Genomic DNA, 13548 nt, shown 5'->3' with positions numbered 1-13548 from the left:
AAACACAATGCGCCCTGGACCTGCGTCGTGGTATGCTGGCGGCTCTTGAGTAACCTATGAAGTCGATGAACACTAGCACTACCCCACAGCAGCCGGCCGAAGGCCAAGCCGCCGCACCTGCCGCTCCCAATTCCGCACGCGCGCTGCTCAAGCAATTGCAGCAACAGTACGCCCCGTTCCGCGACAGCCTGCCGCTGTCGATCGGCATCGACAAACAGCTCATCGCCGCAATGCCGGAGCTGAACCGCAAGCTGATGCGCGCGGCCCTGGGCATCCACACTTCGTCGCAGCGCTACCTGCGCGTGATGGAGAAAGCCACTGTCCGCTACAACCTGGATGGCAGCTCGGGCGCCGAAGTCACCGACGAACATCGCAAGCACGCCAAGGAAACCCTGGCGGAACGCTACAAGAAAGAAGTGGATCGCCGCAAGGCCGAACGTGCCGCCGAACGCGAAGCTGCCGCCGCCGAAGAGGCCGATCGCCGCCGCACGGAGAAGCTGCAGGCGCTGACCGCCAAATTCTCCAAGAAGTAATGAGCGACGCGCCAGAAGCCATCACCGGGCTGCCTCCCTATGAAGGCATCCGGCTGGCTGACGTCAGGCTCGTGAAAACCGCCGCCGATGCGGAGGCTGCGAAAGCGGCCTTGCTGGCGGCGGACGCTATCGGATTCGACACCGAATCCAAGCCCACTTTCGTCAAGGGCGAGAGCTCGGATGGCCCGCACCTGATCCAGTTTGCCGACGACCGGAAGGCCTGGCTGTTCCAGGTAGGCGATGCATTCCCCCACCTCGCGGCGGTCAAGGCCATTCTGGAATCCGACCTGACGCTGAAAATCGGCTTCGGCCTGTCCGACGACGTCAAGCGCGTGCGCGCCAAGCTAGGGATCGAGCCGTTGAAAGTGGTTGACCTGGGCGTGGTACTGCGCGTGCCGGGACAGAAGAACGACTTGGGCGCCAAGAGCGCTGTTGCCAAGTATTTCGGGCAGGCGTTGACCAAGTCGAAGAAGATCTCGACCACCAACTGGGCCACGCCGCGGCTGAACGAAAAACAGATTCTCTACGCAGCCGACGATGCGCAAGTAGCGCTGCGCGTGTACCGCCACTGGATCGGCATCGGCAACGTGCTGCCCCCGATCAAGCCGCCCAAACGCCCTAGGATCGGCAAGCCAGCATCCCCAGCGTAGCAAGCGCGCTCGCCTGCCGCTCATCCCAGGCGTGCCCGTAATTGAGCCGGATACAATTGCGAAACGCCCGCTTCGCACTGAACATCGGCCCCGGCGCAATGCTGATCCCCAGCGCCAACGCCTGCCGGTGCAACTCCAGCGCATCAACCGACTCCGGCAACACCACCCAGAGGAAATAACCGCCCTGCGGCTGCGTCACCCGCGTCCCGTGCGGGAAGTGCGCCGCAATCGCCGCCAGCATCTGTTGCTGCTGCCCCGCCAACGCACTGCGCAGCTGCCGCAAATGCCGCTCGTATCCGCCCTGCCCCAGGTACGCCGCCAGCGCCAGCTGTGATGGCATTGCCGCCGCCAGGCTGGTGGTCAATTTGAGCCGCTCCACCTGCCGCGCAAAACGCCCCGCCGCCGCCCAACCGACACGGAATCCCGGCGCCAGGCACTTTGAAAACGAGCTGCAATGCATGACAATGCCCTTGCTGTCGAAACGCTTGGCCAGCGCCGGCCGCTGCGCACCGAAATACAGCTCGCCATACACATCGTCCTCGATCAACGGCACTTCGTGCGCCGCCAACAACTCGACCAAGGCCTGCTTTTTCTCTGGCGGCATCAGGCTGCCCAGCGGATTCTGGAAGCTCGTCATCAGCCAGCACGCAGCAGGCTTGTGCTGCGCAATCGCCATCGACAATGCGCCCAGGTCGATCCCCTCGCGCGGATGCGTCGCCACCTCGACCGCTTTCAAACCGATGCGCTCCAGCGCCTGCAAGGCCGCGTAAAAGCTCGGCGACTCCACCAGTACCGTGTCGCCCGGCCGCACCACCGCCTGCAGGCACAGGTTCAAGGCTTCCAGCGCACCATTGGTGATGACGATATCGTCCGGCGACACCTGCAGGCCATCCAGTTGGTAGCGCAAGGCGATCTGTCGCCGCAGCTCCGCATTCCCCGGCGGCAGGTCGGCAATCGTGCTCCATGGGTCGATATGGCGCATGCTGGCCGTGACCGCGCGGCCCAGCTTATCGAGCGGGAACAAGAAAGGGCTGGGGAAGGCTGATCCGAGCGGCACATTGCCCGGCGCCCGGCTGGCCTCCAGCACCTGGAACACCAGTTCACTGACGTCGACCAGCGTGGAGGCCGCATCCGGACGCGACACCTCCGGTTCCGGCGTGGCGGCAAAGCGCCGCGCGGCCACGTAATAGCCCGAGCGCGGACGCGACTCGATCAAGCCGCGCGCCTCGAGCTGGTAATACGCCTGGAACACCGTGGACGGGCTGACGCCACGGCGCTCCTGCTGCTGCCGCACCGAAGGCAGTTTCTCGCCCGGCCGCAACACGCCGGACGCCATCAACTCCGCCAATTCGTCGGCTAGCGCCTCGTAAAGCTTCAAACTGATACCCTCTTTCCGCGGCCATTCTGAGCCTGTTATTCTCTGCCTCGCAGGCGTATCCTTGACCCATCACAAGAAAAACGGATTCATCATGCGACTCTTCCTCCGCATTCTCTCATCTAGCGCGGCGCTTGTGGCCACCACCGCCCTGGCCGCGCCAGCCAGCTTGCCGGACACCGTCGAGCAGCGCGTCGCGGCCTGCATCACCTGCCACAAGGCCAATGAGCAAGGCGACGCCTTCTTCCCGCGCATCGCCGGCAAGCCCGCAGCTTACCTGTACAACCAGCTCCTGAACTTCAAGGAAGGCCGCCGCCAATACCCGATGATGACTTATATGGTCGAACAACTGCCGGACGCCTACCTGCGCGAGATCGCGCAGTACTTCTCCGAACAGCACGCCCCCTATCCGCCGCCGGCCGCCACCAGCGCCACGGCGCCAATGATCGAGCGAGGCCGCGTGCTGGCGCACCAGGGCGATCCGGCGCGCAAAGTGCCGGCCTGCGTAGCCTGCCATGGCGACGCGATGACCGGCGTCGCACCCGCCATCCCCGGCCTGATTGGCCTGCCGCGCGACTACATCAACGCGCAGTTCGGCGCCTGGCGCAACCAGAAGCGCAAGGCACACGCGCCCGACTGCATGGCCGACGTGGCCAACCGCCTGAGCGAATCCGATGTCGCAGCCGTCTCCGGTTGGCTGGCCACACAACCGGCCGACCAGAGCGCACGTCCCGCGACTTCCCTGCCCAAGCCGCTGCCGATGGAATGCGGCGGCGTCCCGAAATAACCAGAGCGGATCATGAACCGTAATACGAAAATCGCCGTCGCCGTGCCGCTTCTGCTGGTCATTGCAGTGGTAGCCTTCATCTGGCCCAAACACGATACCGGCCCGGCACCAAGCGCCGCCTCGAAAGCCATGCCGATCGCCGAGAAGGTCGCGCGTGGCGCCTACCTTGCCAGGGCGGCCGACTGCATGGCCTGCCACACTACGCGCGGCGGCGCCGCTTTTGCCGGCGGGCGCGCCCTGCAAACACCGTTCGGCAATGTGATCTCGCCCAACATCACCGCCGACCAGGAAACCGGCATCGGCAACTGGAGCGCCGACGATTTCTGGAACGCCTTGCATAACGGTAAAGCCAAGGACGGGCGCCTGCTCTACCCCGCTTTCCCGTACACCAACTACACGGCGATGACGCGCGACGACTCGGACGCGATGTACGCCTATTTCCAGACCATCGCACCGGTCAAGCAGGCCAGCGCGCCGCACACGCTGCGCTTCCCGTACAACCAGCAAGCCATGCTGGCGGTGTGGCGCGCCCTGTACTTCAAGCCCGCCGTGTACGCGCCGGATGCCGGCAAATCGGCCGAATGGAACCGCGGCGCCTACCTGGTGCAAGGCCCCGGCCATTGCATCGCTTGCCACAGCGAACGCAATGCGCTTGGCGCCAGCGACAAAGGCTTGTCAGGCGGCCTGATTCCCGTGCTGGGCTGGTACGCCCCCTCGCTCACATCCGACCGCGAGGCAGGCCTGGGTGACTGGGACGTGAAAGACATCACCGACCTGCTGAAGACCGGCATCTCGCAGCGCGCGACCGTGTTCGGCCCGATGGCGGAAGTGGTGCGCGAGAGCCTGCAGCACCTGAGCGATGAGGATGCACGCGCCATGGCCGTGTACCTGAAATCGCTGCCGAACGAAAGCGGCAAGCGCGAGCCGTATGAACGCTCGAAAGAACCCGAAGCCGCAGCCTGGCTGGCTGCCGGCGCGAAGATCTACAACAAGCAATGCCTGGACTGCCACGGCAAAAATGGGGAAGGCATCGCCCCGCATTACCCGCCCCTGGCCGGCAACCGCGCGCTGACGATGGATGAAGCGGTGAATCCGATCCGCCTTGTGCTGAATGGCGGCTTCGCCCCCGGAACGGCAGGCAACCCGCGCCCATACGGCATGCCACCGTTCAGCCATTCATTGAATGATGTGGAAGTAGCACAAGTAGTGTCCTACCTGCGCGCCGCATGGGGCAACAACGCCCCACCGGTAGAAAGCACGACGGTGAACCGCTACCGCAATGTGCCCCTGGAATAATTCCGGTTCAGCTCAGTTCGTGTCCCACCTTGGGGTCACACCCCAATCGGGACACGAGCTCATGCATGCTGCAGTCGAGGCCGTGTCTCGTTTCGGGTGTGACCCCAAGGTGGGACACGGGCTCGGCTATTCTTAAGCCATGTCGGCGAAGCCGAGGCGGTCGGTGGTGGCGTGGCGGGCGTCTTCGATGCTGACCTTTTTCTCGGCCAGCAGCTTGCGCAGGCATTCGTTCATCGTGTAGCAGCCTGGTGCGGTTTTGTGCTCCATGACATTGCGCAGGTCGGCCACGTTGCCGTTTTCGATCACGGCCGCCACTTCCGGATTGACGGTCAGGCTTTCGGTGCCCAGGTAGTAGCGGTCGCCGTCCATCGCCGGCATCAGCGCCTGGCAAAGCACGCCGCGCAGCGCGTGGGCCAGGGCCTGGCGTTGCGGTTCGGTGTTGCCCAGCAGGCGGATCATCTTTTGCAGGCCCAGTTCGGTCGAGCGTGCATGCAAGGAGGCCAGCACCAGCGGACCCGATTCGGCCAGCGCCAGCGCTTCGTGCGCGGTCTCGGCATCGCGGATCTCGCCGATCACGATCACGTCAGGACGTTCGCGCAGCGCATCTTTGGCGCCCAGGTCGAAGGTTTCGACGTCGCCGTCAAAGCCCACTTCACGCTGGGTGATCACGCATTTGCGTTGCGGGATCAGGGTCTCGACCGGGTCTTCAATGGTGATGATGTGGCCCGAACGGTTCTTATTGATATCGTCCAGCATCGATGCGATGGTGGTCGACTTGCCCTGGCAGGTATCGCCTATGATCAGCACCAGGCCGCTCGACAGCTGGGCGAACTTCTCTTCGGACGGGCGCAGGCCCAGGCCGGACAGCAGCAACGGTTCCTTCGGGAAGCGGCGAATCACGCAACCGAGGCGCTTCTTGCCCTGGAAGCTGAAGCAGTTGGCACGGATGCGTGCGGTATGCAGGTCGATGGCGCGGTCGAACGCGCGGTCCTGGATGCGTTCGCGCCAGTTCGGCTCCACCACTTCAAAGAACTCTTCCAGCTCTTCACGCGTGATGGGCGAATCCGACACGGCCACCAGACCTTTTGGCTGGCGCAGCAGCAAAGGACTGTTCTGGTGGATCAGGATGTCCGAAAAGACCAGTTTGGAATTCAGCAGGTGCAGGATTTGCTCGACGAGTGTGCCAAAGACCGGGTGGTCTTCGTTCTCGATATACGTCAGGGTGCGAATTTGCGAGTATTCCATAATGCCTGTGTTCTCCAGTTGGTACGCATGATTCTATTGCATTTGTTCCACGGAATGTAAGTGGCTGGTGAACAACATTTATTTCGGATACTCAAATCCAGTGCGAATATCGCAAGGAAAACTGCGGCCACGTTCGGTGACCATCAGCCGTTGCGGCGGTTCGTCGCCAGCCAGTGCGCGCGATTTCACGTGCAAGCCCTCGCCTTCGCGGATCAGCTTGTCAGCACGCTCGTAAACATTTTGACAACCAGTTTCCGCGATCAGGGCCTGCACGATGCCGATTTTCCAGGCCTCTACCGCAGCCGACTGGAATTGGCACACCAGGTAACCATCCTTGCCGCCATAACTCTGTACCAGCAGGCCGGACAGGCCGTCTTCATCGCCGAGCACGATTGGCACCAATTCATCGGACCGGGCCGATTGCAGGGAATGGATGCGGCGCGCGATGGCGGCGCGTACCCGGCGCTTCACCAGGGCGTGGTCGACTGGCTCGTCTTCGCGCAGGGTCCAGACGCGGGCGGCGATCTGCGATTTGGCGTTATAGGCGGCGCGGGCCAGGAATTTGCGGGAGGACGTCAGCACCGTGGCGGTAACGCCAGGCTTGTTCTTCTCAGCGGGGCGCCCATCGACGCGCTCGATGGCGGACAGGTAGATATACGGGTCGCCGGCCAGGATGGACTTTTCCTTGCCCTGTTTGATGATGATTGTAAGCATGGGCGAAATGATACAGGAGCGACGCCCTGTCCCTGACATTTGCATTCTGTTCCTGCGAGGAAGCGTCCTGTCGCAACGAGCGGGCGCAGTAGCGCCGCCTTCGATACGATGCATCTCATTCAAATTGAGGAGAAACACGATGAAAATGTCTGCTGCAGTGCGCAACGCCCTGATCGCCGCTTCCGTATTTGCTGTTGCAGCCCCAGTCGCCGTGGTATCGGCCGCTCCGCTGGGCTGGTTTGCCGGCGAACGTGTCCAGGGCAATGGCAAGATCTCCAAGCAGGCACGCGAAGCGGCCAACTTCACCGGCCTCGGCCTGGGCCTGCCAGGCAGCGTGGAAGTGCGCATCGGCAGCGCGGAAAGCGTGAGCATTGAGACGGATGACAACATCCTGCCATTGATCGAAACCGTGGTCGAAGACGGCACCCTGCAAGTTCGCCCTATCCGCCCTAACCTGCAGTTCGATACGCGCAACCTGAAGGTGGTGATCACCGCTAAGAAGCTGGAGCGCATTTCGGTCGGCGGTTCCGGCTCGGTTGATGCGGAAGGCCTGCGTGGCGGCAAGCTGTCCTTCAATGTCGGCGGCTCGGGTTCCATGAACCTGCGCAATATCGAAGGCGAATCAGTCACCGTGTCCCTGGGCGGCAGTGGCAACCTGAAGGCAACCGGCTCGACCGACAAGCTGAAAGTGTCGATTGGCGGCTCCGGCAAGGTCAGTACCGGACAACTGGCGACACGCGAAGCCGCAGTCAGCATCGGCGGCTCGGGCCAGGCGGTGGTGTGGGCCAAGCAATCGCTGTCCGTCAGCGTGGCCGGCTCGGGCGATGTCAGCTACTACGGCGAGCCGCAACTGACCAAGAGCGTCATGGGTTCCGGCAGCGTGAAACGCCTGGCTGGCGGCCCGAACTGATCAGAGTTTTGTCCCGGCCCGTGTCGCCACAAGCTTCACGGGCCACCCTCCACCAACACCTGCTCCAGCTTTTCACCCGCCATGACGCGCTGCACCCAGCGCTGCAGTTGACACGTCTCTGCATTTGCAATCATTCCCACCTGAATTGGCCGTAAGTAGCCATCTGCTTCGCACGCGCTGCCCAGCAATTCCCTCAGTACGTCGCCCCGTCCTTCTTGCCGTCCTTCTTGCCGTCCTTCTTGCCGTCCTTCTTGCCGTCCCTCTTGCCGCCCTTCTTGCCGCCCTTCTTGCCATCCTTCTTGCCGCCCTGCCTCCGCACCTTCACGCCGCGCCTCGGTCCGAGCTGCCATCAAGCGCTTGACCTCCGGTGCATCTTTCATGACGTCGATAATCATATCGGCCAACTCGGACAATTGCCTCGTTTCCTCAAGCGTCGGCACACGCACACTTTTCGCTTTCGCCCTGTCATCCATAACGCCCTCCCAGTTAGTCCTAAAAACTTCCACACGTTCGTTCGCGATCCTGCAAACTTCCTGCCGCAGCCCCTCACTCGCCATAGGCCAGGCTAGTAATGCATGAGCGGAGCGCACTACTTGTGCCACCGAATCCGCCCGCACCAGGCGAATCAGGTCTCCGATGATTAAATCGCCAGCCGTTTCCTCGTCAATGAGGAAGAAGGCCTTGCCTTCTTGAAATGGCTTAAGCCAAGAAGGGATACCAGTGCGCTGGTTGGGCCATTTCCGGCGACCTGAGTAGACTACGACAGGCAAGATATCCAAAAGTTCCCGCGTTTTATGCTGGGCGCAGAAGTCTTGAGCGAGCAATCCGGCATAAACTTTCATCCGCTGCACCATTTGCCGGTCGACTGAAGATTGAAATTCAATCAAGACATGAAACTCGGCATGCGCGCTCTTCACGCGCCACACCATGTCAGCGTAGCGCTGCCGCTCAGTGCTGCTGGTAAAGCTGCAGTTCACACGGTCGAAGCGGGTTTCAGCTGCCACTGGGCAACCAGGTACAAGTGTTAGCAGCGCGTGCACCACTTCTGGATAAGCGAACAGACGTTTGAATGCCGGATCATGAGAAAGGTGCATGCCTCGATTGTAGAAATCTGGCAGGCCAACGCTTTGGCGCAACGCAAAGGAAAACGCCCCGACGGGCGGGGCGTGGGACGCAGGGGCACGTCAGAGGTCGAATTTGAGGTCGGCGCTGACGGTACGCTGGGCGTACGGGTGGAAGGCCCAGTACTTTTCGCCGTTCAAGTTGTCGATGCCGACCGACGCCGTCCACTGGCGGTTGAAACGATAACGCAAGCGCACGTCGGCAACCAGGTAGTCGGACACGCCCATGTACGTCGAGCCATTCGGATCGCTATTATCGAGCGTGCCGTATTGCTTGCCGCTGTAGCGCACGCCGAACGTCCCGGTCCAATGCTGGCCAACATGGTAGGACGCCAGCATATTTGCGCGCCATTTGGGCACTCGCGGCTGCCGCTTGCCGACACTGGACGGCATGGCGTCGTTCGACACAATCTCCGAATCCGCGTAGGTAAGGCTGCCTTGCAGCGCTAGCCCGTGCGTAAAGACATCATCCGCCTGTTGCGAAAATTCCAGCCCGCGCGTGCGGATCTTGCCAACGTTCTGCACCGTATTGACCGTAGAAGTCAGCGGCTGCGAGTACAGCGCGTCGCGCGTGCCTTCGCTGAACAGTGTGACACGCCTGCTGCCCTTCGCCGTCATATGCTCCGCCGTCAGCTCACTGGTCCACGACTTCTCCGCGTGCAGGTTCGGATCGGTGTTGACGATCTTGTCGTCCACAATCGAGCCCTGGAACAGCTCCGCCGCAGTTGGATTGCGCACCGCGCGACCCGCCGATGCCTTAAGCGTCCAGGCTTCGTCCGCTCGCCACGCCAAAGCGGCCTTGGGTGACCACGCCTGTTCGCGGCGATCGCTGAATGGCAGCAGCTTGCCGGCCGCGCCCGAAATCTCACCGCCATACGCACGCCAGGTTTCATGCCGCAGGCCCAACGTCGCCTTCCATTCAGGCGACAGGCGCCAGGTATCCTGCGCATACAGGCTTTCGAGGCGGGTATTGCCGTTGAAGGTCGACACATGCTTGCCGCCCTCGCCTGCAACCCAATCCGCCAGGCTGGTCACATGTGTGCGCAGCTTGGCGCTCTCACGCTGCGCGCCAAACTCCACCTGATGCGCGATCCCGGCACGCCAGTTGCCGCGCAACGCCAGCGTATTCCAGCCGCTACCGCCCATATCGGTCAAGTTGCCCCGCCCGCCTCCGGTCGGCACGCGCGCCAAGTCGCGCGAGTAGTCGTAGGCACTGCCGGCGATCTCCCAATTGAAACTGCCGCGCCCATGCGTCTTCAGCGACAGCCCGTGCATTACATGCTCAAGGTCGGCGCGCGCGCCGGCAAAATCGGAAGGCAGCAGCGTGAATCGCTTGCCGCCGATATTGATCGCGCCGCTGGACACCTCATTGCCGGCGCTGTCACGCAAGTACGATTCCACGCTGCGCACGACATCGTTCTGCCACCAGCCCATCGTATAGCTGGCACGCAGCGTTGGCGAGACATCGTAAGCCAGCTTCACCTTGGCATGATCCTGCACCGTGTTCACCTGGCCTGTGCTGCCAAGGATGTACCAGTCCTTGCCGGATGGATTGCGGTCCGCGATAGCGCCAGTCACCGGCACGCCGGCCGGCTCACCCGCCTTCGGCGTGACGCCGGACGACAGCAGCTTGTTGGCGAAGCCAATCGGCTGGCCATCGCTATCGAGTCGGGACAGGTTCACCCACCATGACAGCGCTCCCGCGCGGTTGCCCAGCGAGGCGCTGTACTGGCGGCCGGTATGCCGCGAATCGGTCCCATACTGCTCGAAATCCTGGCCGGCCCACGACAGCTTGGCATGCGCCTCCAGCTTGCTCGGCATGCGCGTCTGGAAGTCCACCACGGCGCCCACCGAGTTGCCTGCATACGCCGCCGAAAACGGGCCATACAGCACATCGACGCGTTCAATCTCCTCGGGCGTTACCAGTCCCCAGCGCGGCGTATAGGTCGCGCCGTTCCCCAGCAGGTTGGACAACAGGATGCCATCGGCATACACCAGCGAACGCGCGCTATTCCCAGTGCCGGAAGCGCGGCTGGCCAGCACGGCATGGTCATAGTCGCCAATGAAGCGCTTGCGCACGTTCAGGCTTGGCAGGTATTTCAGCGCGTCCTCGCTGTCGAAGGCATTGATGCGATCTTCAACCTGCGCGCCGGTGATGCCCTCGATCGTGGTCGGGATTTGGGTAGGCAACGATGTCGGGCGGCCGCCGTTGACCGTCACCACGTGGTCCGCTAGCGCCGGGCAAGCGAAGCCCATCGCCGCCAGCATTGCTGCCAGCGGTTTGTATTGGAGTGTCATGACCGGTCCTTAACGCGTTTCGAGAATGACTTCCCAGTTCGCGCTGTCGAACTGGCAGGACTGGACGATCTTGAAGGTATGACGACCCGCTGCCGGCAACTTGCCGAACATGACGAATTCATCGTAGAAGTCGTCAAGCAATGGGCCGCCACGCCAGGTCAGGCTGTCGGGCGTGCGCTCAATGCTCCAGCCGCTCTTCAGCATTGGCCGCATCGGTGCAAATCCTTCCGGCAGGCGGATGCTGACCGCCACTGTCGGACTGCCGTTACAGCCATGGCCGACCCGGAACACCAGCTTCTGGTAGCTTCCCGCCGCGAATTCGCGCTGTTCCAGCGAAATATGGGCGTGCGCGGACGTCGCCGCAAGCAATGCCGCGGCCATCAGGTATTTTTTCATGGTTGGCTCCTTAGTGCTTGGGAGCGGTATAGGACAGGGGCTTGACCGGCACCTGCACTTCCACCGTCTCCTGCTTCTTGCCTTTACCCTGGAAGACCAGCGTCATGGGGACGGTTTCGCCCGCCTTCATCTGCCGCTTCAGGTCCATCATCATGATGTGGTAGCCGCCGGATGCCAGCGCCACGGTTTTGCCCGCTGGCAGGTCGATGCCTTCGACAGCCGACATCATCATGCGGTCGCCCTGCATCGACATCTGGTGGATTTCAATAATACCGGCGGCTGGCGAGCGCACCTCGACCAGGCGCGCGTCCTGTTTGGCGACCAGCTCCATGAAGGCACCGGTCGCCTGTGCGGCCGGCACGGTCGCGCGAATCCATGGCTCGCGCACGGTAACTTGTGCCGCGGCGGATGCGGCGAAGGCGATCGTCATTGCGAACGCGAAGACCTGCTTTTTCATTTTTCACTCCTTGATTCGTTAAATGGGGGACGAGATCAGGCGTGCGCAGGCGGTCCTCGCGGATTGGACGCCGACCACACCGGTAATGGTAGTGGCGACTGGTAGAACAGGGTTGGGCGCAGGGCCGCGCTATCGAGCGGCAGCGGCAAGACAAGGCCGGACGGCGGCAAGCCAAACCAGCCTGCATGCGGCAGGCAGTAGGAACAGTCTTCCATGTCCATCTGCGCCATCGGTTGCGCCGGGGATTGTGCCTTGGCGCGGTCGGTCACGGCGACGAAGGTCGCGTAATCGAGCTCGCCGACGCCGCTCACGCGGGTGCCGTCGTTCAGGCAGATTTCCCAGGTGTGAGGCTTGCCGTTCACTGCATGCGAAATTGCCGGCGCAAGCGCGTTCATCAGGATGGCGAAGCACGCGATCCAGATCCAACGCAGGCGGGTTGACGATTTCATACGCATGGCGGGCATTATAGCTTAGCGCGACGCGTCCATTTGCTTGGCCAGTTCCCGCGCCGCGCGCCAGCGGCTGGCGGGTGAAGGATGGTCGAAGCGATCAAAATTGGGATAGTGGCTTTGCTTTGCGAGCTTGCGGAAATAGGCCGCCAGCGCCTGCGGCGACCAGCCTGCGCGCATCGCAAACAGCAGCCCTTCGCGATCGGCTTCCATTTCCTGCCGCTGGTTGAAAGTCGCCAGCTTGCGCATCAGCGCATGATCGTGGTCGATGTCGTGCTCGAACTCCGGATATGGTTGCGTCGCCCGCGCCGGTTCGAGCCTTAAAGCTTCCTCGAATTCCTTCAGGTTGTGGCGCAACACGGCGTGCATGATTTCATGCGCCAGCAGCATTGCCAGTTCGGCATCGGTCAGCGCCAGCTCGTCGACATGGGCGCGGCTGAGCAGGATTTTGCCGCCTGCCATGGCGAAGGCGTTGGCATCACCGTCGGTCGTGGTATGCAACTCCCAGTCCCATGCGGCAGACTCGGGGAATTCACGCTTGGCCTGCTCGATCAGCGGATGCGCCAGCGCCGCCACCCGGGCGCCAAAGCGCTGGTCGTCGTCAAGGCGGTAGCCCTTGCGCAGTTCATCGATCTGCTCGCGGTATAGCTTGGCCGAGCCAGCCATGACTTCGGCCTGCGTCACCGCCTGGGCCGCGGCGCCATGGACGGTGAATAACAGTGCAATAAGGTAGCGCAGCATGATGAGCACATTCTGCCACCGGTTCGCCGGCTCAGGCCTTCCAGACCTCGCGCAGGACTTCGACGGTGGTGGCGCCGTCGGTCAGCCAGATCTGGCCGTCCTGGATCGTGCACTGCAGCTGCATGGAACGCTGCGCCATTTTCTCCAGCGCGGCGCTGGCCTCGGCATCGATGTTCACCACGCTGACGTTCCTGGCGCGGTCGACCTTGTTGGCGAGCTGCTTCCACCATACGTGCGAAGCGGAGCTGTAGGAATACACCATCACCTTGTCGGAACGGCCGGCCGCCTTCAGGATGCGACGCTCGTCCGGCTGGCCGACTTCGATCCACAGCTGGATCGCGCCGGTCAGGTCCATCTGCCACAGGTCCGGCTCTTCGGTATCGGAGATGCCCTTGGCGTTCACCAGCGCTTCATCGGCGTGGATGGCGAAGGCGACGATGCGTACCATCAGGCGTTCATCCGTTTCGGACGGATGGCGCGCCAGGGTCAGCATATGGGTGGCGTAATAATTGCGGTCCATGTCCGCGATGGACAGTTCCGCCTTGTAGATCGTAGATTTCAGTGCCATTTACTTGG

At 62.5% G+C, this 13548-nt stretch carries 15 protein-coding genes; 5 read left to right on the top strand and 10 right to left on the bottom strand.

The genetic code is table 11. The features are described 5' to 3' along the window. Window positions 1-56 precede the first annotated feature (56 nt). Entirely contained in the window at window positions 57-533 is a 477-nt protein-coding gene (locus BM269_RS09400) for a ProQ/FINO family protein (protein WP_090436760.1), read from the top strand. Continuing rightward, window positions 533-1183: a 3'-5' exonuclease gene (locus BM269_RS09395; protein WP_090436759.1), complete on the top strand. Its 651-nt coding sequence runs from the start codon at window positions 533-535 to the stop codon at window positions 1181-1183. The genes BM269_RS09400 and BM269_RS09395 overlap by 1 nt, the downstream gene beginning before the upstream one ends. Here BM269_RS09395 and BM269_RS09390 read toward each other — a convergent pair. Further along, window positions 1152-2561 carry an aminotransferase-like domain-containing protein gene (locus BM269_RS09390; RefSeq protein WP_090436758.1) on the bottom strand — a complete coding sequence of 470 codons (1410 nt, stop codon included), beginning with the start codon at window positions 2559-2561 and terminating at the stop codon, window positions 1152-1154. The two genes, BM269_RS09395 and BM269_RS09390, sit on opposite strands and share 32 nt — an antisense overlap. A 91-nt stretch (window positions 2562-2652) precedes the next feature. Here BM269_RS09390 and BM269_RS09385 point away from each other — a divergent pair, with 91 nt between their 5' ends. Both BM269_RS09385 and BM269_RS09380 read left to right on the top strand, forming a co-directional pair. Beyond that, entirely contained in the window at window positions 2653-3345 is a 693-nt protein-coding gene (locus BM269_RS09385) for a c-type cytochrome (protein ID WP_090436948.1), read from the top strand. Between the two features lie 12 nt (window positions 3346-3357). Continuing rightward, window positions 3358-4641 (top strand): c-type cytochrome, encoded by a 1284-nt coding sequence (locus tag BM269_RS09380; protein ID WP_090436757.1) that lies wholly within the window; start codon window positions 3358-3360, stop codon window positions 4639-4641. 132 nt (window positions 4642-4773) lie between these two features. Here BM269_RS09380 and BM269_RS09375 read toward each other — a convergent pair whose 3' ends face one another. Both BM269_RS09375 and BM269_RS09370 read right to left on the bottom strand, forming a co-directional pair. After that, the gene (locus BM269_RS09375) at window positions 4774-5886 is read right to left on the bottom strand and encodes a type IV pilus twitching motility protein PilT (RefSeq protein ID WP_090436756.1); all 1113 of its coding nucleotides are present in this window, start codon (window positions 5884-5886) and stop codon (window positions 4774-4776) included. A gap of 78 nt (window positions 5887-5964) precedes the next feature. Continuing rightward, the gene (locus tag BM269_RS09370; protein ID WP_090436755.1) at window positions 5965-6600 is read right to left on the bottom strand and encodes a class I SAM-dependent rRNA methyltransferase; all 636 of its coding nucleotides are present in this window, start codon (window positions 6598-6600) and stop codon (window positions 5965-5967) included. Between the two features lie 139 nt (window positions 6601-6739). On the opposite strand from BM269_RS09370, the gene BM269_RS09365 reads away from it, so the two are divergent. After that, entirely contained in the window at window positions 6740-7510 is a 771-nt protein-coding gene (locus BM269_RS09365) for a head GIN domain-containing protein (RefSeq protein WP_229204566.1), read from the top strand. Window positions 7511-7545: 35 nt separating this feature from the next. On the opposite strand, the gene BM269_RS09360 is transcribed toward BM269_RS09365, so the two are convergent. The 7 genes from BM269_RS09360 to BM269_RS09330 form a co-directional block, all read right to left on the bottom strand. Then, entirely contained in the window at window positions 7546-8604 is a 1059-nt protein-coding gene (locus BM269_RS09360) for an Rpn family recombination-promoting nuclease/putative transposase (RefSeq protein ID WP_090436754.1), read from the bottom strand. A gap of 90 nt (window positions 8605-8694) precedes the next feature. Continuing rightward, a complete protein-coding gene (locus BM269_RS09355; protein WP_090436753.1) occupies window positions 8695-10929 on the bottom strand; it encodes a TonB-dependent receptor in 2235 nt (744 codons plus the stop codon). A 9-nt stretch (window positions 10930-10938) separates the two neighbouring features. Next, window positions 10939-11325, bottom strand: a complete 387-nt coding sequence (locus BM269_RS09350) for a YcnI family protein (RefSeq protein ID WP_090436752.1) — start codon at window positions 11323-11325, stop codon at window positions 10939-10941. A gap of 10 nt (window positions 11326-11335) precedes the next feature. Then, a complete protein-coding gene (locus tag BM269_RS09345; protein WP_090436751.1) occupies window positions 11336-11782 on the bottom strand; it encodes a copper chaperone PCu(A)C in 447 nt (148 codons plus the stop codon). 35 nt (window positions 11783-11817) lie between these two features. Then, a complete protein-coding gene (locus BM269_RS09340) occupies window positions 11818-12231 on the bottom strand; it encodes a DUF2946 domain-containing protein (RefSeq protein ID WP_090436946.1) in 414 nt (137 codons plus the stop codon). Between the two features lie 21 nt (window positions 12232-12252). Then, window positions 12253-12972, bottom strand: a complete 720-nt coding sequence (locus BM269_RS09335) for a M48 family metalloprotease (protein ID WP_090436750.1) — start codon at window positions 12970-12972, stop codon at window positions 12253-12255. 31 nt (window positions 12973-13003) lie between these two features. Continuing rightward, window positions 13004-13540 carry a YaeQ family protein gene (locus BM269_RS09330; protein ID WP_090436749.1) on the bottom strand — a complete coding sequence of 179 codons (537 nt, stop codon included), beginning with the start codon at window positions 13538-13540 and terminating at the stop codon, window positions 13004-13006. Window positions 13541-13548: the final 8 nt, after the last annotated feature.

Origin of the sequence: Duganella sp. CF458 (assembly GCF_900113115.1) — a bacterium.
Lineage (GTDB): Bacteria > Pseudomonadota > Gammaproteobacteria > Burkholderiales > Burkholderiaceae_D > Rugamonas.
Note: the sequence above shows the minus strand (reverse complement) of the source record. Positions and strands in the feature narration are given on the sequence as shown.